Here is a 23921-nt window from a genome sequence, read left to right as displayed (position 1 = left end):
GATGCTCTCCTTGCGCTCCCCCAGCATCGCGAACAGCAAGAGGTATCCATTTTGCACACTGTACCTGTATCCGTGGAAACTACTGTATTTTGCGGTTGAATGGCGTTATTTCACGTCATTCAAATATCGGCACAGCATCGCCGCCACCTGCGCCCGGGTTGCATGACTGGCAGGGGACAAAGTGGTGGTGCCGGTACCGCCCACCACACCAACAGCGTTGGCCCAGGCGACTGCATCCTTGGCCCATGGGGAAACCTGACCGACATCCGTAAATCCGGAGATATCCGCGCCCGCCACAGGCACGCTGCCCAGACTGTGCGTGCGGTAGATCATGGTCGCCAGTTCTTCGCGGGTGACATGGGCAGTCGGATCAAACGTCTTGTATCCGCCAATGACACCATTTTCATAGCCCCAAGCCGCGGCAGTCTCATACCACGCACCTTTGGGAACGTTGTCAAGACTCGCCGGCACAGTCACGGCAGGAGCACCGGCCATGCGGTGCAAAACCACGATCACCATGGCGTTGGTCATTTTTCCATCCGGTGAAAAGGTAGTGGCACTGGTTCCCTTGAACAATCCTGCGGATACCGCTTGGTTGATGTAGTTCTTCGCCCAGTAAGTGTCGGGCACATCGCTGAAAGAGGTTCCCTCTGGAAAAGATTCCGTATTTATGGCTGTGCCGCCAGAGACGGCAAAAAGCCCCAGCTTGGTCGTCATAATGGTGTACCCGTTATCTCCCGCAGTTCCCCGCAAAACGGTCTTGCTGCCATCGGCATTGATGCGATACATAGACACATTCCCGGAATAGGGAAAAATGACCTCCACCGCACCGTAAGGATTCACCTCCGCAGCGCCATCAACGAGCTTCAACTCAAACAGGAAAAAATCAGAGGTTACCCCGGCAAGCGCTGTCTGAGCCAGCTGATATTTGCTGCCGGAGGCAGCACGAGATGCGGAAAAGCGTGTATTCTCCCGCACCTTGGAGGTGTCGGCGTTCAGGGTAATTCCGGTGCTGCTATCCCGGAGCACCACATTGGCGATACTGCCGCTGGACATCGTATTATTCGGTACAATCTGTGCTAAGTTGGTGGACGCAGTCCGATTCCAGTCGATACGCAGCCGGGCGTCCAGATATCCGGTGCCCACCACAACATCCATAGGCGTATAGGGTACGCTCATTTTAACCGGGATGAACTCCACCCCGGTTTTGGTAAGATAGCTTGGCAGCGTGATTTCAAAGCTGGAGAGATAAGTCACCGTATGGTTTGTGTCATCGTATTTCGTTCCCGTATCCACCGTATTGGTTGATAGCACCTTTACGTCCACAAAATTTCCCTTCCCGGTGGTATCATATTGGGCTGCCACAATAGCGGACTGATACCCACTGACGCTGACGGAGTTGGTAGCGATCTGCAGGGTATTCGCCGCCGGGTTGTACAGCGCCTGTCCATTATGATCCGTTGCCACATTGCCCATAGACGCCTGATTTGAAACAGCGTTCCACAGGTCAATTTTTACAAGCCGGCTACTCTCCACCGCTTGGGCTGGGACAGCGGCCAAACCGCATAGCAAAGCACAGGACAGCAAGGCTGAGATTGCTTTTTTTAAGGTTTTCATCATAACCGGTTCCTCCTGATATTCATTTATCAACGTGGGGTGTCCCATACAAACCACGATTGAACCCAGCACCGAGGTCGTGGGCTCAATCGCCGGTCTGCGGTGGATTTCACAAAATCCGCCAAAAGCTGTCCCGGTATTTAGGACAGCTCTCGGCCGATTCCCTACAATGCTTGAAGGTTTGATAATTTACTTCCCGAACTTTTCTGCAAAGCGCTGGAGGATAACCGCTGCCTGAGCGCGGGTTGCTGTTCCCTTTGGCGTCAGCGTTGCAGCGCTGGTGCCGCTGATGATCCCACTGCCCACTGCCCATTGCATGGCATCGCCAGCATAGTTTCCAACGTGTTCAAGATCCATGTAGCCCTTCAGATCGGCGCGGACCGCGACATCATACTTTTTGTAAGCTGCATAGCGGTGCAAAATCACAGCCAGCTGCTCACGGGTAATAACATCGCTCACACCAAAGCTGCCGTCGGGATAGCCGCTCACAATGCCGCTGGTTTTGGCCCAGATCACCGCCTTTTCATAGTACGCGCCGGCAACTACATCGCTGAAGCCACTGCTTTCCTTCACTTCTGTCTGTCCATCCAGCCGATACAATACCGCAACCAACTGCGCCCGCGTCATATTGGCGTTGGGCGTGAAGGTGGTGCCACTGGTACCGCCGAACAGTTTGTTTTGCACCACATAGTGTACCGCGTCATAGAACCAGTCGCTTTCCCTAACATCCGTAAAAGGATTGGTCCAAAGTTGGCTTTCGTCATAAGCAATCATGTACACTGAGAAACGAGACGTGGTAAAGCTGATGGTTTTGTTGGATGTCTTATAGGTGCTGGGGAATTTCTCTGTCTTTCCATCATCGGCCACTCTGCGAACCACCAGCCCTTGCGCCTTTTCGCCAGTCTGCAAGGTATACGGCAGGGTCACGGTGATCTTGCCGGTACCAAAATCAGCAATGACGTTCTTCCCTGCCGTCACTGTCAGCTTGAACACCGGCCGATTACCCACAGCAGCTTTCTGCGCAACCGAGAGGTCGGATATCTTGGCCTTATCCAGCGCGATTTGCACGTTGGAAGTCCCCGCTGCTTTGGAAATCGCTTTCAGCGCTGCCTCGTCCAGCGCAGCAGTAATTCCGTCGCTCGCATTCTCCACAGTCAAGCCGCCCTTGCCGATATAGTCGGACAGCTTGGAAGGGCTGATGCTGGAGCCGGATTTCACTACAGCCCCCGTCTGAACGATCTGAGGCACTCCCTTGTTCAGTTTGCCGACGGCAGCATCCGCTGCGCTACCTCCTTTCTCGGCGGCGTTCCAGCGGAAAGTCAGAATAGCGTCCTGTTGTCCGGCACCAATCGAGGGGTCGTTCATAGCGTCCACATTGACGCGGATATATACAGCGTCGCTGGGAGCGCCGTCAACCGTAAATGTGGCAGTACGCGGAAAAGTAGCTGTTTTACCCTTCAAATCCTTATCTTGATACTCTGTATAGTCCGCTCTTGCCATATCCTTTGGATAATCTGTGTAGTACCACAGATCCAACAAATGGCCGTAGAGCCCCTTGAGTTTCATTCCCTGGAAGGTCAGGGTATAGGTTACGTTGTTGTCTGCAACCTTTGCCAGCGCATACCCAGCCACGGCGCCATTCGCCATGGAGGCTCCACCGGTAGAAATGTTTTTGATGTAAATTGGCACGGACCATGTTCCTTTGGTAATCCCGGCCTGAGGAAGCTCCGGATTAACTGCACCCTCGGCATCCGTCTTCTGATATCGAGTGCTGAGCGCCCAAGTTGAGCAGTGGTTTGTACTCCACACTGAGATACCACCGGACGTAGAGGTGGTAGTGCGTTCAGCAATCTTGTCATTGCTGATATAGTACGCATAAACAATTGTACCGGCAGTCAGATCTCCAGTGGGAATACTGAGCATCATGGTTCCTTTGTTGAATACCACCGGGCTGCTATCGCTTGTCTTATTGAGGGTAACATCCACGCAGGCCACCGTTTTTTTCACTGCGGTAGTGGCAGCTTTTTTCACCGTGAGCGTCACAGCGCCGACATCCTTAATTTGGGCAAGCGCCTCAACACTCAACTGTGCATCACCCATATCCGTCTTGATGGTCACGGATTTGTTCGCTCCGGCCAGTGCCGTCAAGGTATCTGCCGCTATATTGACCACTGCGTCGGTAATCGCGGTCCCGCTTGCATTGGATTTTGCGTCAACCGTGATATTCCCTTCACCAACGGCCACTTTATCTGAGCCGCCTGCAGTAAGCAGCGCAGTTCCAGAAACGGTGGCGGTAGCGGCAACTCCATCCGTGGTGGTCAGCACTTCGACCTTCGCCTTGTCGGAAACGGTCACGGTGATGTGCTTCACCAGCGGGGATTTGTCCGCTTTGGTGGCTGTAACCGTAATCGTCGCGGTACCGGGCTCCACCGCTATCACAGTAATCGTCCCATTTTGAATATTGGCCGCAGCAACGCCGGCCTGATCGCTCTCCGCTGCAATGGACCAGCCCTCAGTCCCAATGACTTTTGCGGCAATTCCTTGTGTTCCGCCCTTCGCCAGTGTTACCGCGCTGTCGCTGAGGGACAGGGTATCCTGCACATCAACCGCTTTCAGCGTACTGTACTTGATATACATGACGACAGGCTGATCGCCCACGCTTCCGCCATCTTCCGAGCGCATCATATCCACGCCCACATAGCAGTAGATTTTGTTGTAATCACGGGCGCTTCCCATATACGGGAGCGCAATGCGGATCGCCGCGGGCCGAATCTCATTCTTTAGAGAGGGCGCTTCCGCAGGCGCTCCGGTAATGGGCGTAATGGTTCCGTTGGTAAGCGACACATTGTGATAGGACAAATATTCCGCTTCCGTCATGTAGGCCCCGTCACCTGAGTGGCTGATCACGTTCGTTTGAGCTTCTTCGGGCGTGTTCCCATGGAACGTCCAGAACTGCATCAAAGAACCCCAGAAGCCCATCTGCATGATCGGCTTAAAATCCGCGCGCAGGTGACCCTTGCCATCCTTGACTACCAGTTTGGCGACGGAATTCACTGCGCCGTTTGCCATGGATAGCTCTGTCCTGCCATACATCCGCATCTCAACATTGACTTCATAAATGCCATCCGCCAATTGAGACACATCTACGCCGCTCTCTGCCTGCGCGGTCATTTCCATCGACGCCTTATTTAAGGCGCGAGTGAAATAATCAATCTCATTTTGGTTCGCGTTTTGATTCTCCGGAATGGGCAAGGCCTTTTCGTAAGCCGCAGCAAAGGCGCTCCACAGTTCATCGTCGTATTTGCCCGCTTCGTTCCCTGCTGTATAGATCTCTTTTGCACCGCTGATTGCGGTGTTTAAATTATCCAGGTATTGATAGCCCCATTCTTTATTCCCAATCATCTGCTTCAAATCAGCAGCTTTCGCAAGGGGATAATAGCCCGCGTATGTACCCTCTGCAAGAGGGGTCACGCCCTGCACCATTCCCTCCGGATAGGTAACGTAGGTGCTGTTCGGCGCGACTGGGATCGAATTTTCCGGATATTTGCAATACGCGCCATCTTCAATCTTGATTTTGACGAACTCCTTCGCCGCTTGCTCCTTCAGATTTACCATAACCGCATTGACACCGGCAAGGCTTGCCCCAGCGCCTACGGTAACCTGAAACTCCTTGGGCACACCCCAACTCTCAACCCCGATTGCCGGACCCTTTTGCGACACCAGTTTTGCTGTTCCGTCTATTTTTATGATTTGTGTGCTATTCCAGCTATGGCTCAAGTATAACGCCGGTCCCGAGGTGGTGGATAAGGTGCCGCCGGAAATATGAACGCCCACTTCTCCTTCTGCAAGCGGCGTACCGCCTCCATCATAAGACACCGCGCAAACCTTGTCTGTGAGCGCGGTAAGGGTGTCAGTATTGCGAATTTCCCCGCCTGTCATCAAAAACGGGACACCACCGGCCACAATAACCACACCGATAGGACTGGGCGCTTCGATGAGTCCGCCCTTCATCACAAACCTTCCCAGGGCGGATACCCCTCCGTATAGGGCGCCGTCTTCTATGGTAACCTCCGCAAACTGCGCGAAACCAAGCACGTATCCCGACCTGCCCGTCTGGACATCCGTGCTTCGTACGGTTCCGCCCTTCATCACAAAGTTGACGTCGCACTCCGCCCCTTCCGGGAGAGGATAGCGCCCTGAACCAACCTGAATCGCGGTCCCATCATTTACCACGTCGATTGTACCGGTTTTTGCGTCAGAAGAGTCCTCCAGAGTAAAGGTCAAATTTCCCTCCACATAGATTCCGTAAGTGTTGTATGTTGTCGCCTTAGAGCGGATACGCAGGGTATGTCCCGCCAGATCCAGCGTGCAGGTGCGTCTGATTTCCATGGCGCTGCCCCAATCCGGAAGCTCACGGTCAATGGCAACGTCCCGCAGGAGGGTCAGCTTTATGTCAGTGCTGTCCTCTGCAATCCCGTTCATAGCGCTGGCAGCCTTGGAAACGTCCTCATATTGGACGGTAATTAGCTTCCCTCCGCCATTTCGATAGTTCAGAGACATGACATCGCCCCCGGGACCAACGCCGCCACCCTCTGCATCCAGCGTGGTAAACGCGCAGCGGGCCACATCACCGAGTGTCTGGGTTTCTCCGTAAAAAATCACAACATAAGCAATGTAGCTGGTCTTTGCGGCCAACTCAGAGATATTTACATGGGTGCTTGTGGATGTGCCACTCGTAAAGGCACCGTCCTGTGTCATTTGGCCCCCGGCCTTTACTTCCTCCGCCGTAGGCGCTGCTTCATTCGCGCCCTTCACCAGATAAAAAGCTACCGGATATCCGGAGGTTTCGTCGCTATTCGTAATCGTTAACTTAGCTCCCGTCTCTGTAATTTCAGAGACGGCAACCGCTGCGCCGGACGCCGGTGGCGCTTCTGTGGTAAACGCTGCACTGGCTACATTACTGAATTTCTCTGTTGCGGCATAATAAACCACTGCATAGGCGATGTACGCCGTCCCTGCAGTCAGTTCAGAAACGCTTACTGCTGTGGTGGCCACACCACCCGTGGTAAAGGCGTTATCCTGTGTTCCTGTTCCCCCGGTCTTCAGCTCCTCTGCCGTAGGCGCTGCTTCATCCGCACCCTTCACCAGATAAAAAGCTACCGGATATCCGGTAGTTTCGCCGCTATTCGTAATCGTTAACTTAGCTCCCGTCTCTGTAATTTCAGAGACGGCAACCGCCGTGCCGGAGGAACTCGCCCCTTCTTCTCCACTCTCCAGCGCCAAAGCAGGCGCTGTCATACCCAAAAACATCGCTACGATCAGTACCATCGCGAGAATATCCCGCCACAGCCTGTGATTCTGACGAATTAAAAAACTCACCGCTTTTCTCCTTTCACATCAAAACTGCGGGCAGCGAAGCGTTGGAAGATTGCTCCGCTGCCCGCGCGTGCTATCGTTTTGTGATTGCCCTCGTTACGCAGAAACAGGCGTCAGCGCAATGACAAACGCAGGGGAAACGTGGGACATCCAGTAAGGATTAGACGTACCCACCTTGTAGAGATCGATTCTAGAGCTAGTCACTGCAAAACGCAGGTTTGTAGGCATGCTATTTGCCGTAATCGTCAGCGTTGCCGAGGGGTATGTAATGGTATTGGGCGTAACAATGCCCGTCGCACCAGAAAGCACAACGCTTTTCAAATATCCGTCAGCGGTAAACATCCCCATGGCCGTGTAATTATAGATGGGCTTGATCGGAATATCCACCCGGGCTTTTCCATCCGCTGCCGTCGTGACGGTCGCGTTCCCCGCCACAATACCGTTTGCCATGGAAATACTTGTGCCGTTCTTCTTATAAATTGTCACCTGATACGTTTCCGTCGTTTCGTTTGCCGTGTCAGCAGCGTTTGCAGAAACTGCCATTGCAAACATCATGGCGCACGCCATGAGCATCGCACCAAGCCTTTTGGAAATACTCTTAGATCGTGTCATTGTTTTTCTCCTTTCGTACTCACCGCACTTTAAGCGGCGGCATTCGGGTGGTTATATAACTCAGAAGCCCCGATATGAGGTCTGGTATCTTAAACTCCTGCCGGCCGGTCAGGAGAAAAAGATCAACTGGAAACTCCGCTTCGGAGGGGGGCAGTCTTGGTCAAATGTTAGATCCGACCATTTCATTTGGCAGTTTTTCAGCAGCAGTGCGCTTTCACCGATCAAGTTAAAGGAATCTAACTAAAGACCCAAAAATAGAGCCTTTTAAAATTCCTTGCTTTTCAAGTTATGCAGTGCTTCTCTCCTTTTAATCGGTTAGCTTATGCTAACCGATGCTTAATAAAAAACATTCTCGCTCATCAACTAATTCTTTTTATTTATTAGTTGATTCTGAGAATATTTTCCTCGCACTCGCATTTTATATTATCATCTTTCGTTTGTCAATACTTTCTCGCTATTCGACTCAACAAAAAGGCAGCAAGCAACGACCACCCCCTGTTGCTTGCTGCCTATATGACCAAAATCACTTCTGCTGAAAAACCCCAATCCAACTATCATAGGCGTTTCTAAGTATCTGTAAGAGCGTTTCCATCCCGCCTAACTTTTCAGCCATCTCCTCAAGTCGACGCACCTTATCCGCGCCGCCCAGACGATCCATATCTCTCACGGCACTTTGAACAGCATTCACTCCGCCGCGCATCTCCACTAGCTTATCCAGAGCAAGACTTTGCTCCTTTTGCCGCGCCAAAGCTTGGATTCCGCCCAACGAATCTACCAGATCCAGAAGCTTCTCCAAACTTTCCTCTCCACCGGCTCGGGACACCAATGCGCTTTTCCGCTCAATCCCCTCTATACCGCCAAGCCGCTCAATCGTGCTAATTATCTGTTCACTGGCCGTCAGGCCAATGCTTTTGCGATTTTCCTTCATCCGCTGGATCATTTCCCGTATAGCTTCCGGGGCCGGCGTGTCTCCCCCCATGAATTGGGACGCCATCTCCACGTGACCTTTTAATATTTGCATAGTCTGGTCGGTCAAGCCGTGCTCCATATGGCAGGCCTCCGCGTCCGCCTCTTCCAAGGGAACACCCAATCGGATGAGCCAGCTTTGAACCATCTGGTGCCGCTCTAGAATTTTTTTTGCTAAGGCCTCACCCTCCGGTGTGAATGTCAGGGATTGCTTATTCGATTTGCGCCCTCCCCGCCGTTCCAGCGGATGCAAGTAGCCGTTAACAGCAAGTTTATTCACCGCTGAATACGCGGTAGCGATATTCATCTCCAGTTCCTCTGCCAAGTCACTGACATAGGCATGGCCTCTTTTGAGCTGCAACAGCATGGCAGTTTTGAGCAGATCCTCGTCGGCCTGCCTGGATGCCTCTGCTCTCCGATTCATCTTTGCCATGTGTCTTGTTTCTCCTTTACCTTTTGGTTTGTAATCGTGAATTTATTCTATCCTTATAGTACTTATTTGTCAAACCACTCTGTACTAGGTATTTTTTGTGAGACACATGGCATTGAACGATATAGGCAGTCCCTCCTCTCGCACCTTTCCTTTCTATAATTTTCCCGTTTCTGAGTCTCCGCTTTCTGATCGTTTACCCAGTTCTTTTCACAGCCATTTCATGCACATAATGATCTTTCAACCATCTCAAGTATTACTGTTCTTCCTCTGGAATCCACGCCTGTCCAAACTTTGTATCACGAAATAGCGCTGTTAGCCCCGTAATTTGTTTTAGTCTAAGAATCTCGTCCTTGTCCATTCCAAGATGTTTTGCAATCCATTTATCGCTTCGTCCTATTTCATGTAGCTCTTTTATAATATTACTCATAAGATCCACATCGTGAGAACCACGAGCTCTGTTGTGGCGAATTGTGCTTGCCATACGTTGATCTAACGGTTTATCTATTACTATGACTGGAATCATCCCGTTTTCTCGGTCATAAATATCTGGATGCTCCATCATAACTCTATACCGATGGAAACCATCTACAATCACATATTTATCTTTTTTAATAGAATAATAGCACACGATGGGCTGCGTATAGCCGTCTTCCTTAATGCTATCATAGAGCAATCGCATTTCCGGTGGTGCCACTGCATTAGGGTTGTATGTGTTGGCGATAATTTTTTCTACCGGAACTGGAATCACATTATAAGCCGGGCTCTTAAACATCATTCCACCCCTCTACGCCTCTATATTTTCTTCGAATCAAATCAACCCTATCCTGCTCTCTGCGCCTTAACCCGAATCCCATAAATCTACATAGATGGTCATTTTTTAATATGCAATAGCACATACGTTTCCATGAGGGAATATCTTTTGTGCTCACAATGTCGTCCGTATCATCGGGTATCTTTTGCAAGAATATCACTCTTGATTTTTTGTCTAACGTGTAATTGGAAACGCCATTTCGCTCAATTTTATAACCTTTTTCCAATAACTCTTGAATTGCTTCTTCCGACAATCCCCCTCCCGTCTGATGCCAAAACTCCATCGAAGTTCTAAATTTTTTTATATAATTACTGCGGAGTCTAGGCGGCAGCGTATCCAGTAAAAACCTTGTATAAGACTCCCAAGTATATCCTTGCGGTAGAGTAATGCTGCGATACCCCATCGCCTTTGTTTTTCCGTAAATTGCTGCAAAGTTAGCCCCTTGTACACGGCCCACCAACTTCACCCACGTTTCAGGCTCCAGCACCCGGTAAAGATTCAGAGAGTCTTTCGCATAATCATTAAAGGGAGATGCCACACGCATTTGCCCCGGTTTTAAGCCGGCCTTGTAATATAAATCATATAATTTATTATATGGATAACCGAATTGGTAATATGCTGTCCATACATCTGAAGTTGACCAGTCATATAACGGTGATGCTGCCCACACGTCTTTAAATTGCTTAGATATCCAGCACTCACCCTTATAGCCATATTTTTTATTAAGAAAACCACTGTATCGCTGAAGCGATTCATCTGCGCGAATGCCAAGCAAACAAACGGTTTTTTTATCTTGATGAATCATTTTGTACCATCTACTAAATTGCTTGGCTAAATCCTCTTGTAGCATGCGGTACCGATATGTAAACATAGGATTGTTTTCTAAGCAAATTACATACGGCTTATCCGGAAGTTGTCTTACTCAAAGTTCCTTCCGTTTGTCGTCCCATGGGTACCAATACATTTGGTAACTACTCAGTGCCGTTCGTACTGCCATCGGCAAACAAACCCAATACGGCTCAATGTCCAACTGATATTTCTCAAAAACCTGTTCTACAAATTCTGTGGTTACATGATATTGTGCTTCAAAATCTTGGTGGAAAACCCCTATGCGCTGTGGTAAATGATTTTTTCTTTTATACTCCATAACCAGGTGCAACAACAGCGCGCTGTCTTTTCCTCCGCTGAAAGAAACATAAATATTGTCAAACTCCCGAAAGATAAAATCCAACCGTTTCTGAAACGCCTGATACACATTTATATTCAAATATCGTTTCTGCATGTGCACCTCCTTCAGCCGACATTTCCACCTAACATTTTCTACAACTACGGCAACCAACGCAATTTTTATTATATTTATAAGCATATCACGAATATAAGTATTTTCTCAACACATATACAACTATTTCATTATTTTGAATTGGAATCGCTTTTGATATTTGTTCAATACCACCAATTTATTTAAAAAATAGTAGAGTGGGCAGTATACCAAACTGCCCACTCTACTATTTTTCGATTTTTTATAACCTTCTTTTTAACACATAACCGTCAGATTGTTTCACTTTCTGATAAGGTACAATAAGTTGCGCAAATTCAAAGAGGTATGAAAAAGGACACGGTTTGCAGGTCTCTGTTAGAATGAAGCAACCACACCACCATTCTGAAAGGAGACAGCAAACCATGTCCGAGAAAATTGTACAGTTAAACGAGGAAGTAATCAAGGGGCACATCAAAGAATTAGTCCGTGGCAGCGTGGAAGAAACCCTCAACGGCCTGCTGGAGGCTGAAGCTGAGAAACTGACGCAAGCTGCCAAATACGAGCGCAGCGAGGAGCGTCAGGGCTACCGCAGCGGTCATTACAGCCGCAATTTCACCACCACTTCCGGGGACGTGAAACTGGAAGTACCCCGACTCAAAGGGATCTCTTTCGAGACCGCCATCATTGAGCGTTACCGCCGCAGAGAGAGCAGCGTGGAGGAAGCGCTCATCGAAATGTATCTCGCCGGCGTCTCTGTGCGCAGGGTGGAGGACATCACAGAAGCCCTCTGGGGCAGCAAGGTTTCCCCCTCCACCATCAGCGAACTGAACAAGAAAGCCTACGTCCATATTGAGGACTGGCGCAATCGCCCTTTGCAGGGCGGTAAGTGTCCGTATGTCTATGTAGACGGCAGCTACCTTCGCCGCAACTGGGGAGGAGAGTACGAAAATGTAGCAAATCTGGTGGCAATCGCAGTCAACGAGGACGGCTACCGTGAGGTTTTGGATGCTGCTGAGGGGATGAAAGAGGACAAGGCCAGTTGGGTCAGCTTTTTCCAGTGGCTCAAAGGCCGTGGCCTAGGCGGCGTTAAGCTCATCGTCGGCGACAAGTGTCTGGGCATGCTGGAGGCTGTAGGCGAGGTGTTCCCGGATGCTAAATACCAGCGCTGTGTAGTGCACTTCTACCGCAATGTTTTCTCCGCTGTGCCCAAATCCAAGGTGAAGCTCGTTGCCAAGATGCTCAAGGCGATCCACGCCCAGGAGAGCAAGAAGGCTGCCCGGGAGAAGGCCGCGGCTGTGGTAGTGGAACTGCGTGAGATGAAGCTCAGGGATGCCGCCAAAAAGATCGAGGACGGTGTAGAAGAAACCCTGACCTATGCGGATTTCCCCTTCCAGCATTGGACCCGCATCCGCACCCGCGTGGTGGGCTGCTTCCCGGACGGAAATTCCGCACTGATGCTAGTCTGTGCCCGCCTGCGTCATGTGGCCGGCACCCAGTGGGGCAACAAGAAATACATGAATATGGAGCACTTGGAGGCCATCTGCGAGGATGCCTCTGCTGCGGGCTAACGACTTTCTCTCAGAGACTGCAAACCAATTTGCGCATAATTCTTGACACTACCGATAGATCCGGCTGCCTATCAAATGTTACTCAAAAAAACACCGCCGCAGCTTCTAGCCACGGCGGTTGACAATCAAACATCGCTTTGGTAATTGTGTGCCCTTGGGACTAAAACTGCCCAAGGGCGCTTTTCTTGTTGATATTGGCGTTATTTTGGTGTATCCTAATTTTGGTAATTCAAACATACCGTTGTAGTCCCATTATAGCAATAATGAGAAACTAAATTATATGAAGGGATCAATAAAGATGGATAATGGCAATGACGAAATTTTTCTACTAAAGTGTACAGAGTGTGGCCAAGCTTTTTTCACGCAGGGGGAAAAGGAATTTTATGAGACCAAGGGGTTATCAATACCAAAGCGGTGTAAAGAATGTAGAGAGAAACGAAAACACTTTATCAAGAATAGTGCTTACATTGCACCGATTGATTCCCCTACGCAACAGGTATATGACGAAATAATAGAAAACTGGAGTATCGAATCAAAAAAGGAAAATAACGCTTACTTCTATAATGTAAAAGAGGTAGAGGCTATTACCTCTGGAAAAAAATCATATGTTATAGGCAGAAAAGGCAGTGGAAAAACGGCGATAGCTCAACATCTTTGCGAAATTGAAGCGAGTACGACTTTTTCAGATAAGTTAACATTTAAGAACTTCCCATTTAATTTGCTGTATTCGTTGGCAAACAACAGTGGATACACAACACCAAATCAATTCATTTCCATATGGAAATACCTTATTTTTTCGTATATATGCAAAAAAATGACTTGCAACGAAAATATTGATCGAAGTGTGAGAGATAAACTAATAGCATTATATGGGGATTCACCAGCAGAGTCGTTAACTCGCCTTATTGAGAAATGGACAAGCAAAGGATTCGGGGTTGAATTATTCGGTATTGGCTTCAATTATGAAAGAGAGAAGCAAAACTCAAGTACAACTTGGATAGATGCGATAGAGATATTGCAACAAGTTATTCTGAATTATTGGGACGAATCTAATTATTATATTGTTTTTGACGAGTTAGATGAAGATTATAAGGACTTTCCGTCGGAGCAAGAACGCGACAATTACATGAGTATGCTAACAAGTCTTTTCAAGGCGGTACAGGATGTGCGTAGTATTGTTGATCCTTATGGTAAGCATATTTTTCCGGTTGTGTTTCTCCGCAGCGATATTTATGCGCGTATAAAAGACTCTGATAAAAATAAATGGTATGAGTCTATTATTGATTTGGAGTGGAATACTGCAGAAATACAGAATATGCTTGCGCATAGACTCTGTGTTTCCTATAACATTCCTGATACTGATTTTTATTCAGTATGGAACCGTCTGTTTGAAATGAATATGGTTAGAATGGGTAACCGACAAACTCGAAAAATGCAAATCTACACATATATCGAGCGGAGTACAGAAATGCGACCAAGAGATTTTATCCAATATGTCAAAGAAGCGGCAACGTTGGCAAAGGCGCGTTCTGAAAAAATCATATCGGCACAATCCGTAAAAGATGCAGATGACGATTTTTCGGAATACTTAAAAAGAGAAACAATTGATGAATTATTTGCAGTTATTCCAGAGATCAATGAAATATTGGGTTTACTATCGACTATTAGAAAGCAGAGTTTTCAATTCGCCGACTTTGAAAGAGAGTATAATGCACTTGTAAAAAGGGGGTTGATTCCTCAAGGTGACGTAAGAAATATCTTGTTAAACCTTTTTGATGCCGGAGTAATTGGAAATCAACCTTCGATGAAAGGACAATCAATATTTAGATTTTCAAAAAAATCGCCACGGTTTAATTTTAACGAAACTATGATAGTTCATAGAGGATTGTACAAATCTTTACAGATATTTTGAGTTTCACAGTTTGTTTATACTGCTAAAGGAGAACCACAAGACTGTAAATCAACTATGCAGGAGATGCGGGAAACTTTGAAAAAATTGGTATATTGCGCAGTCTCTCCTCTAGCAATCTCAGAGTCGGAGACAATTATAAACGCAATAAATTTGGAATTTAGAGGAGACTCAATATGTTAGAGCTATTTCTTGGGATTGTCCCGGTGGATATTCTAAGATTTTAGTTGGCTGAGATACGCATCCGATCATCACTCTGAATTTGCCTAGCACTTATAATGTATCTTGCTTAAAAATCTAAGCATTTTCTTTAAGGAGTAACAGTAAATGGATGAGAACCATAAAGCTGCGCTACATCGCTTCTTTTCCATCGCGTCTGTTGTTTTTTTCGTTATTTACCTTGCCTTTATGACGATCTCACTTTTTTCATTTTCAGTTTCCATACTTGTTTTTTTATGTCTGATGCTTGTTCCGGTTTTTCTTTTAATTATACAGGATACCGTCAACACAAAAGCCGATGAGCTAGGAGATGTTGGAAGCTGGGGTTTTTTATCTCTTCCATCTTTTACAATGCTGATCGTCCTTTGCTATGCTGTAATGGTATACTATCTGCAATTCAAACAACTGGATGATATTCTTTGGGCTACTATTGGACTGTTTGATAGTATTCTTCTTGATAAATCGCTGCGTGCACTGCGCAAACTGAAACAAAATGAGGGCTAGTCTTGTATTCAAATAAGAAATATGCCGCGATTCTATATGGGACTTAATTACCTATTATGTTTAATACGAGACAAGCCCAAGGGGTATCCCTTGGGCTTGCAAGCAGCAAAGAAATTAGAAGTTAGTAGACTAGTACCACTATGCGAAGAAGGCTCAAACTGATTGTTTATAAAACAGGCCCATTCGTATTGGGTTTTCGGGCATGCTTGTAATTTGGACAGAGTACATAGTTTAACCACTGATTAAAACGGTCATCATTTTACCAGCAATTTCTATCTGTTATAGTTTTCCAAAGGTCATGGGTTGCATTATCCCTCCCAAATCAACTAACGTGGTGGAAGACGTTTCCGGAGCTCGAAGGCTCACCTTTTTTATTTGCAAATTTTCATAGGTATTAAAGTAATATTCTCCGCTGTTTGTATTTATCAAAGCTGTATACTGCGTGTAATCATCTGTTCCCCGGTCAGTCACAACGACACCTTTTGGAATAGATACACCCTTCATGATTTGAAAAAAAGAGGATATCGCGGCCTGGGAGCTTTCCGGTTGCGGAACATGCGATTTCAGGTATGCCACCCGTGCAAACCGTTCAGGCGAGGTATACCCGCCGGGCAAAGCTACTGTTCCCCCGGCCTGACCAAATGGCGACAGACGGACTCCGCCCCAGTCGATTTCCTCGATCTGCCGGGGAGTCGCTTCCATGTAGTTTCGCAAATTTGTCATATGCCACCGAAGGTCGGGACTGTTAGCCAGAACCCCCATTGGATTTGCAAAGAGCTCCGTGCCTCTTTCCGTCTGCTCAAGCACGATACATTGCCCGGTACTGTCCGTAACGATCCAATGCAGCGGCGCAACGGTCTGTGTCAGAGGATCTGTCATCCCGATAATACGGACACGGCTCATCTGAGCGCAAAAGTTCTCAGCCGACACGCAGTTTCCCAGAATGTAATGAAGAAAGTCATAGGACGCGACCTGTATTGCCGACGAATCCCACGCTGCGGTATCGTAACTGGCGTATCCGGCAAAGTAAAGCGCCGCAGCCGCCAATCCGTGCTCGTTGACCCCGTCAATAAAGCCGAGTATTCCGTCGACTTTCTGCCCCATTCCGATAAAGCTATAATGACCGCGCTCAAGTCTGCCGGTCACGGCATTTCTCCACTGGTAATTTCGGGGCACAAAATAAAAATGAGGATGAAGTTGATATGAAAAGTCCAGGGTTCTGCCAATAAAGTTTTCTCCTTGTACAGTCTGCAGCGTGATTGCTGTGCACATAGGTTTCATCCTCCCGCAACAATTGAATATAAGGCATACTATGCGAAATGTAGCCTTTATGATTTACAGGGATTTATGATATTTGAGTATTTAAGGAGGCCTGATATGATCAGGGCGATTTTGTTTGACCTTGAAAGTATCCTGCGGTGACGTGGGGACGGTTCTCATGTCACACAGGTTAAACTTGAATAAGCTAAATTCTTTATTAAATTTCTATTATGTTTATGATTTACCTAAAGTGCAAAGTTTAATTAGCCATTACGATTTTAATGGAAAAGGAGAATTTTAAATTGAATATTGAAATACGAGCGTATAAAGCTGCTGACGTCACCTCAATGATTGATGTCTGGAATGAAGTCGTTGAGGAGGGAATCGCATTTCCTCAAGAAGAGTTTCTGACTTTGGAAACCGGCAATGCCTTTTTTAGTTTACAGACATATTGCGCCGTAGCAGAAGATCGTGAAAGCAAAAAGATATATGGTCTATATATACTTCACCCCAATAATGAGGGAAGATGCGGTCATATATGTAATGCGAGTTATGCAGTCAGTTCCGAAAGTAGGGGACTACATATTGGCGAGAAGTTAGTAACGGATTGCCTTATTAAAGCCAAGCAGCATGAATTCAGAATTATGCAATTTAATGCTGTGGTCGCAACAAATACGCATGCAAGACATTTATATGAGAGGCTTGGCTTCAAGCAACTAGGGACTATTCCGGGTGGATTCCGTATGAAAGACGGTCATTATGAGGACATCTGCCCTTATTATCACCTTCTATAAGTTGAATGGCGCATTTTGAGTAAACTTGGCAAGCTCTCAGGGCGTTTGAATTTCGCAGTTTGTTTATGATATACAAGTTCAGAAACTCAATGATTAGTAAATTTATTAAGGAGAACATTATGAAAAAATTGGACGATAAATGTAAGATTGCTGTAATTCAGGCTGCTCCCATCATGTTTGATAAGGATGATTGTGTAGAAAAAGCAATTGACCTGATTCAAAAATCTGCTGGAGAGAATGCGGAGTTAATCGTATTTCCTGAATTGTTTATTCCTGGATATCCATACGGAATGACCTTTGGGTTTTCCGTTGGCAGCCGTAATGCTGATGGGCGCAAGGATTGGAAAATGTACTATGATAATTCCATTATTGTACCAGGTCAGGAAACCGCACGTATAGGTCAAGCCGCAAAAGAGGCACACGCTTATGTCAGTATCGGAGTATCGGAACGCGATGCTGTCACAGCGACACTTTATAACACAAACCTGCTTTTCTCACCAGATGGGGAATTAGTTGCCATTCACAGGAAACTAAAACCCACCGGTGCGGAGCGTGTTGTTTGGGGGGATGCAGACAAAGGATATTTCCCGATTGTAGATACTCCGTGGGGTGCTATGGGAAGCCTAATCTGTTGGGATAGTTATATGCCGCTGGCCCGTGTTGCCTTGTATCAAAAAGGTGTCACGCTCTACATTTCACCCAACACAAATGACAACGAGGAATGGCAGGCTACCATTCGCCATATCGCAATTGAAGGACACTGCTATTTCATAAATTGCAACATGTACTTTACAAAAGCAATGTATCCGCAGCAATTACACTGCCCGGATGAAATTGAAAAGCTCCCTGAAACCGTGTGCCGAGGCGGGAGTTGTATTATTGACCCATACGGACATTATGAAACAACGCCGGTATGGGACAAAGAAGAAATTATGTATGCAGAATTGGATATGCAAAAGGTCCCTATGAGCCGTATGGAATTTGATGTTTGTGGGCACTATGCAAGGCCGGATGTACTGGAGTTGACTATCCACGAATGAACAAGTTCGAATCCAAAATAGTCAATTTCGAAATTGAGTTTAACTTCGTCTAATGAGTAGAGAATTATCCGAGCATGGGCGCAAAAAAGAACGACACAGCAAAAACTGCGTCGCCCATGTTTGGATAATTCCATAGCACGAAACCGCGGTCGGGTTTCTGGCAGCTATGGGGAAAGCATTCATTTCGCTCCTCAAAGCATAGTGTTTCAGACACCTGAAAAGCGCGGTTTTCGGAAGAAGTCCTATCAATTCTTTCCTTTCTATGGTAGAATGGGTGCAGCAAAGCCAGCCTGCCCTTGGAGCAGACTTAAAAAGGCTTTGTAATTTAGCAGGCTGTGGGTGGTGCGAGTCCGGTTCGAAGCAGACCGCAAAAGCCGCAGTTTGGGCATTGAGAGGGCTTTCTGCCGAGGATCTTTTGGATGAGGGCCTCAGTGGAGAGCTTTTCTCTTTTTTCAGTGATGTGCCCGTCTGTACCTTGCAGATGTGCAGCTTCTTCTGCTTGCCACGACTGGATAGAAAACCGTAGTGCCGGATCTTCATAAATCCCGTCGGCAGGACGTGCATCAGAAAGCGCCGAATAAATTCTTCCGCTCTCAACGTCATGACTTTCCAGCGGCTGCCGTCCCGGTAGTCCCGCCATTTGAAAGAGACCTGTCCAGCTTCCAGCTTTAAGATTCGGTTATTGGAGATGGCGACGCGGTGCGTATAGCGTCCCAGATACTCCACCACGCAAGCCACATCTTTAAAAGGCGGTTTGCAGTAAACCACCCATTCTTTATGATAACACTCATTCAGCAAAGATGGTTCTATGCTGGGAAACTGCTGCTTAAGCAGCGCCAAAAACTTGCCTTGAAATTTTCTGGACAACACCTTCACTGGTATGAAGAACTTTTTCCGAGACGGAAGCCATTTGCCCAACTTGGAAAGACCGCCGCCCGGAACAATACAGTGTATGTGTGGGTGGAAGCAGAGATTCTGCCCCCACGTGTGGAGCACAGCGGCGTGTCCGGTGGCAGCACCGAGATATTTCTTGTCCGCGGATAACTCCTGTATCGTCTCGGCTACACAGCGAAAAAGCAGATTGTAACAAGCCTGCTGGTTCCGGTAAATCCATAGATTTAGCTCCTGCGGTACGGTGAATACCACATGAAAGTAGCCCACATTGAGCAGATTTCCCTTTTGCCCGTCAATCCAACGTTCTTTGGTGAGTGTCTGGCATTTCGGACAGTGCCGGTTACGGCACGAGTTGTAGGATGGCCTTTGGTATCCGCACTCCGGACAGTGATCCATGTGCCCTCCCAGTCTGGTCGTGCGGCAATTGAGAATAGAGTTCATCGCTTTATGTTGAGCCATGGATAGCCGATGACTTTGCCGGTAACCTTCCCCGTACTGCTCTAAAACATCTTGTACTTCAGGCATTTGATGACACCCTCGGTTTGCGGCCCCGCTTTTTAGGCAGCGAGTCCAACGGACTTTGAATCTGCTTGTTCATGTTGCCGATGTGAAGATAAAATGCAGTTGTTTGGATGAACGTATGACCAAGCAGTTCTTTGATTTGGCAGACTTCAGCACCAGATTCCAAGAGGTGTGTTGCAAAGCAGTGGCGTAAGGTGTGTACTGTGTAAGTATCTGGAAACCTCGCATTTTTGCAGCAGTTGCGAAAGACATTTTGAACTGAGCGCGTCGTTAATACTTTATGCCTCTGCTTTCTGAGATAAAACAAATACCCCTCGGGATGATTTGGTCGGTATTCTCTCCAATACTCTCGCAGCACTTCCAGATTGCGCTGGGAGAGCAGTGTATATCTGTCTTTGCCACCTTTTCCATGATGGACGAAGATTCTCATCTGATCGCTATCAATGTCTTGTACGCGAAGACGTGTTATTTCAGACAGACGCAATCCGGCACCGTATACGGTTTCAAACATAGCTCTGTCACTGAGACTGCCCATGCTGGAAAAGAAATGAGCAAGCTCTTCTTTGCTCATCAATGCCGGAAACTCCCGGTGTTCGCGCCGTCGATGAATTAGCTGGTAATTGAGGTTTCGCCCCAAAACAGCGCCGAAAATGAAGCGCAGTGCGCTGTTGCACACATTGACCGTTCCCGCGCTGTGTCCCGAATCCAACAGGTACAATAAGTACTCACGAATCTGAATTTCATTCATTTCTTCAATGGGTTGGTCATTGAAATACTTGAGGAACAGCTTGAGCCGGCCCAGATATGACTCAACTGTTTTGGGCGACAAACCTCGCAGTCGCACCTCATCGTAGGCTCGAGAAAAGACCTCTTCATTTGTCATGGAACCATCTCCTTAAAAGTGATGCTTCCATTGTACGGGATAAAGAGAAAACCTGCCGCATTTGCAGCAGGTTTAATAGAAGGAAAATTTTGGGTTTAGATACTACCGCGCTAGCGGTTTAGTGCTATGTTTAAGCCATGATGCTCAAGTGAACATCATGGCCAAGGGGTTGGCATTCACAGCGGCTTGCAACTGGCGGTCATCCACATGCGTATAAATTTCCGTGGTAGCAATGCTTTCATGACCAAGAATTTGCTGAAGAGATCGAATATCTACATGCCCGTACTTGTACATGAGTGTAGCTGCAGTGTGGCGAAGCTTATGCGTGGACAAACCTTCTGGATTGATGCCAGCGGCAACGATATGCTTTTTAACGACGTTTTGTATGGAACGTGTTGTAAGCCTGCCTCTATTCCTAGAGATAAACAGTGCATTACTATCGACCTTCAACGTGCTACGGATGGCAAGCCATTTTGCAAGTGATTGTTTAACGGCGGGTGTCAAATAAATTTTTCTCTCTTTATTTCCTTTGCCAATGATAGAGATAACATCGGAGTCAACCTGATCAATATTCAACGATGCTAACTCGGACAAACGCAAGGCGCAGTTGAGAAAAATAGTGATAATACAATCGTCACGAGCTGAGCAAGATTTTGCTTGTATCAGCAGGCGTACAGACTCTTCCAATGTCAATGTCCGTACATTTCGCTTGGGCAACTTTGGTGTCTCTAATTCTTCTGCTATGTTGTTGTCAATTAAGTGCACCTTTGTCTTGAGATACTTCCAGAATTGCCGCATGGAAACAATCTTTCGGTATCTGGTGCCTGGCGCTGCATTCAATGTTTCTTGACAATAGGCCAAAAAGGCATACATATCACCAAGGCGGATGGACCGGATGAAATCCAAGTCTGCAAAGCTAAAATCAGAGTGTGTATATCCCCTTGAATTAGCGATATAACAAAGGAATTGGAGCAGATCTAATCGGTACTCCGATATGGTATTTGGGCTTCGACCTTTGACGGTTATCAAGTATGCAAGGTATTGCTCAATGATGGGGCAGGATTTGTTTGACTGCATATAGTATCCCTCCTTGATTGGAGTCTTGACAATATGCAAAAGAAATAGACGCAGTAGTAGCATACTGGGAAGTAATAGTAAATAGAGAAATTCTCCGACGCGGCCAGTTTCTCCTTCTCACTGTCGAAGGCCTCCACCGCAAAGTACATAGACGACGATTACTTGATTTCTGCAATATATGTTCAGTTACGATACGATCTCCGCTTTGCCCGCGCTGGTTGAATATTCGCTCGTAGTTATCATTAACACCTCCACAGTTTTTGGGACGAAGCGACATTTGAGGTCATCGTGCCCAAAAATGATATAATGCCGCTCTTGCCACTTGACAAAACGGTGACAGACAGTACAATGAAAATAAGAAAAGCACCTTTATTTTACTCTCGGCTAATATCTATATTGCAGTTATCATCCTCTTGCGTCGAGCATGTTCCTTCTTCATCCATTGCCAAGTTTTTACTTGATGCCGCATTGCTTGAATCAAAAACACATTCTGAAAAAGTGAGGCTTTGCTATGCACTGCATTCGAAAGGTAATCGATGATTTGCTTTGGATTGGCGCCAGTGACCGCCAGCATCTTCATTTTGAGGCGGTCCTCCCCACCCCTAAAGGCATGTCATTTAACTCTTACTTGCTTCTGGATGAAAAAACCGTCCTGTTTGATACCGTAGACCGTGCGGTCCAGGCCCAGTTCTTCGAAAATCTGGAGTACGCACTTAACGGTCGCGCGCTGGACTATGTCTTTGTCCACCACATGGAGCCCGACCACGCCGCCACATTGGGTGACTTAATGCTCCGTCATCCGGAAGCCACTATTGTGTGCAGCGGAAAGTCCGTAAATATGATCCGCCAGTTTCACTGCACTGATCCAAAGAAAGTTGTCTTAGTCGACGAAGGAGACTCCCTTTCCACGGGGCGGCATCACTTCACCTTTTATAATGCTCCCATGGTTCACTGGCCTGAGGTAATCGTCAGCTACGACTCCACTGATCAAATTCTCTTTTCTGCCGATGCCTTTGGTACGTTTGGGGCGCTAAACGGAATTCTCTTCGCTGACGAGGTGGACTTCGACCGAAACTGGCTGGATGAGTCCCGGCGCTACTATACAAACGTTGTGGGCAAGTATGGTCCCCAGGTAATCTCTTTGTTGAACAAAGTCGTCAAGCTGGATATTCGGATGATTTGTCCGCTCCATGGTCCGATTTGGAGAAAAAATCTGGATTATATGCTGGATAAATACTCCAAGTGGGCCGCCTACGAGCCGGAGGTTCAGGGTGTTTTAATTGCGTTTGCCTCGGTCTACGGTGGGACCGAAGCCGCAGCCAACATTCTGGCCTGTCGGCTGGCAGAACTGGGGATTCCTGTCGACATGTACGATGTTTCGGTAACCCACTACTCTTATGTTCTGTCCGATCTGTTCAAGTACAGTCACATTGTCTTTGCCTCTACCACCTATAACAACGGCATCTTTATTTCCATGGAAAATCTGCTTCATGTCATGGCGCACCACAACCTGCAAAACCGAAAGGTGGCCCTGATTCAAAATGGCTCCTGGGCTCCATCCAGTGGAAAGCTGATGTCTCAGCTCCTATGCGAGATGAAGAATACAGAGGTTCTGGAGGCCCCCTTAACACTGAAATCCGCCTTGGCTCCCGGCCAGGATCAGGAACTCGAGGCGTTGGCCAAGGCTCTGGCTGCTTCCGTACACGGAGATACGCCCGCCCTCGTCGAGGACAATGAAGCGTCCAAACCCAAGGGCTTTGTCTGTAAGGTCTGTGGCTTTATTTATGAGGGAGATACCTTGCCGGACAATTTTGAATGTCCAATTTGCCATCGTCCTGCCAGTGATTTTGAGCCCCTAACCTGACAAAATAAAATACAAATAGAAAGGAGTCTTTTTATGAAGTATGTATGCGATATTTGTGGCTTCATCTATGACGAAGCTACCGAAGGTCCCATGCCCGACGACTACACCTGCCCTCTATGCGATGCCGATAAGAGCCACTTCAAGCCGGAAGAATAAACGATTGGCATGAAAAAGCAGGTCGTTTCCCTCTTTTCTTCAGGGGGACGGCCTGTTTTTATCGTCATTTTTCAGGATAGCTTCAGTCAAATACATCCTTTTTTTGCACTGCTGAACTATCCCGCCTATTTTGTTTTTTTGCACTTGAATATTTGTAA

General features: G+C 47.3%; 15 protein-coding genes and 2 pseudogenes. 7 read left to right on the top strand and 10 right to left on the bottom strand.

Features of this window, described 5'->3' with window-relative positions; translation table 11 throughout:
• Nucleotides 1-105: 105 nt before the first annotated feature.
• The 6 genes and pseudogenes from ON16_RS12355 to ON16_RS12325 all read right to left on the bottom strand — a co-directional run bounded on the left by ON16_RS12355 (nucleotide 106) and on the right by ON16_RS12325 (nucleotide 11097).
• The gene (locus ON16_RS12355) at nucleotides 106-1620 is read right to left on the bottom strand and encodes an S-layer homology domain-containing protein (protein WP_040663151.1); all 1515 of its coding nucleotides are present in this window, start codon (nucleotides 1618-1620) and stop codon (nucleotides 106-108) included.
• 186 nt (nucleotides 1621-1806) lie between these two features.
• Nucleotides 1807-6996, bottom strand: a complete 5190-nt coding sequence (locus ON16_RS15105) for an S-layer homology domain-containing protein (RefSeq protein ID WP_051131745.1) — start codon at nucleotides 6994-6996, stop codon at nucleotides 1807-1809.
• Between the two features lie 93 nt (nucleotides 6997-7089).
• Complete coding sequence (locus ON16_RS12345; RefSeq protein ID WP_144032126.1) at nucleotides 7090-7605, bottom strand: hypothetical protein; 516 nt, start codon at nucleotides 7603-7605, stop codon at nucleotides 7090-7092.
• Nucleotides 7606-8128: 523 nt separating this feature from the next.
• Entirely contained in the window at nucleotides 8129-9004 is an 876-nt protein-coding gene (locus ON16_RS12335) for a metal-dependent transcriptional regulator (RefSeq protein WP_040663145.1), read from the bottom strand.
• A 253-nt stretch (nucleotides 9005-9257) separates the two neighbouring features.
• Nucleotides 9258-9779 (bottom strand): IbrB-like domain-containing protein, encoded by a 522-nt coding sequence (locus ON16_RS12330; RefSeq protein WP_040663142.1) that lies wholly within the window; start codon nucleotides 9777-9779, stop codon nucleotides 9258-9260.
• A pseudogene (locus ON16_RS12325) lies at nucleotides 9769-11097 on the bottom strand (phosphoadenosine phosphosulfate reductase). Before ON16_RS12325 ends, ON16_RS12330 begins: the two are co-directional and overlap by 11 nt.
• A 398-nt stretch (nucleotides 11098-11495) precedes the next feature.
• Here ON16_RS12325 and ON16_RS12320 point away from each other — a divergent pair.
• From ON16_RS12320 to ON16_RS12310, 3 genes are all read left to right on the top strand, one after another.
• On the top strand, nucleotides 11496-12641 hold the full coding sequence (locus ON16_RS12320) for an IS256 family transposase (protein WP_040663140.1): 1146 nt from the start codon (nucleotides 11496-11498) through the stop codon (nucleotides 12639-12641).
• 298 nt (nucleotides 12642-12939) lie between these two features.
• On the top strand, nucleotides 12940-14553 hold the full coding sequence (locus ON16_RS12315; RefSeq protein ID WP_081579716.1) for a P-loop ATPase, Sll1717 family: 1614 nt from the start codon (nucleotides 12940-12942) through the stop codon (nucleotides 14551-14553).
• Between the two features lie 324 nt (nucleotides 14554-14877).
• Nucleotides 14878-15273 carry a hypothetical protein gene (locus tag ON16_RS12310; protein ID WP_040663137.1) on the top strand — a complete coding sequence of 132 codons (396 nt, stop codon included), beginning with the start codon at nucleotides 14878-14880 and terminating at the stop codon, nucleotides 15271-15273.
• Nucleotides 15274-15552: 279 nt separating this feature from the next.
• Here the strand turns inward: ON16_RS12310 and ON16_RS12305 are convergent, their stop codons facing one another.
• Complete coding sequence (locus ON16_RS12305) at nucleotides 15553-16545, bottom strand: linear amide C-N hydrolase (protein ID WP_040663133.1); 993 nt, start codon at nucleotides 16543-16545, stop codon at nucleotides 15553-15555.
• Between the two features lie 290 nt (nucleotides 16546-16835).
• Between ON16_RS12305 and ON16_RS12300 the strand changes: the two genes are divergently transcribed.
• Nucleotides 16836-17327 carry a GNAT family N-acetyltransferase gene (locus tag ON16_RS12300; protein WP_040663130.1) on the top strand — a complete coding sequence of 164 codons (492 nt, stop codon included), beginning with the start codon at nucleotides 16836-16838 and terminating at the stop codon, nucleotides 17325-17327.
• 119 nt (nucleotides 17328-17446) lie between these two features.
• Nucleotides 17447-18367 (top strand): carbon-nitrogen hydrolase family protein, encoded by a 921-nt coding sequence (locus ON16_RS12295; RefSeq protein ID WP_040663127.1) that lies wholly within the window; start codon nucleotides 17447-17449, stop codon nucleotides 18365-18367.
• A 325-nt stretch (nucleotides 18368-18692) separates the two neighbouring features.
• On the opposite strand, the pseudogene ON16_RS12290 reads toward ON16_RS12295, so the two are convergent.
• The 3 genes and pseudogenes from ON16_RS12290 to ON16_RS12280 all read right to left on the bottom strand — a co-directional run bounded on the left by ON16_RS12290 (nucleotide 18693) and on the right by ON16_RS12280 (nucleotide 21743).
• Nucleotides 18693-19786 (bottom strand): annotated as a pseudogene (locus ON16_RS12290) (IS91 family transposase).
• Entirely contained in the window at nucleotides 19779-20666 is an 888-nt protein-coding gene (locus tag ON16_RS12285; protein ID WP_040663124.1) for a tyrosine-type recombinase/integrase, read from the bottom strand. Before ON16_RS12285 ends, ON16_RS12290 begins: the two are co-directional and overlap by 8 nt.
• Nucleotides 20667-20810: 144 nt before the next feature.
• Nucleotides 20811-21743 (bottom strand): tyrosine recombinase XerC, encoded by a 933-nt coding sequence (locus ON16_RS12280; protein WP_040663122.1) that lies wholly within the window; start codon nucleotides 21741-21743, stop codon nucleotides 20811-20813.
• A gap of 511 nt (nucleotides 21744-22254) precedes the next feature.
• Here ON16_RS12280 and ON16_RS12275 point away from each other — a divergent pair.
• Both ON16_RS12275 and ON16_RS15400 read left to right on the top strand, forming a co-directional pair.
• Nucleotides 22255-23607, top strand: coding sequence for an oxygen-binding di-iron domain-containing protein (locus ON16_RS12275; RefSeq protein ID WP_040663118.1), 1353 nt, complete (start codon nucleotides 22255-22257; stop codon nucleotides 23605-23607).
• A 33-nt stretch (nucleotides 23608-23640) separates the two neighbouring features.
• On the top strand, nucleotides 23641-23763 hold the full coding sequence (locus ON16_RS15400) for a rubredoxin (protein WP_081579695.1): 123 nt from the start codon (nucleotides 23641-23643) through the stop codon (nucleotides 23761-23763).
• Nucleotides 23764-23921 lie beyond the last annotated feature (158 nt).

The organism is Oscillibacter ruminantium GH1, assembly GCF_000307265.1.
Taxonomy (GTDB): Bacteria; Bacillota; Clostridia; order Oscillospirales; family Oscillospiraceae; genus Oscillibacter; species Oscillibacter ruminantium.
Note: the sequence above shows the minus strand (reverse complement) of the source record. Positions and strands in the feature narration are given on the sequence as shown.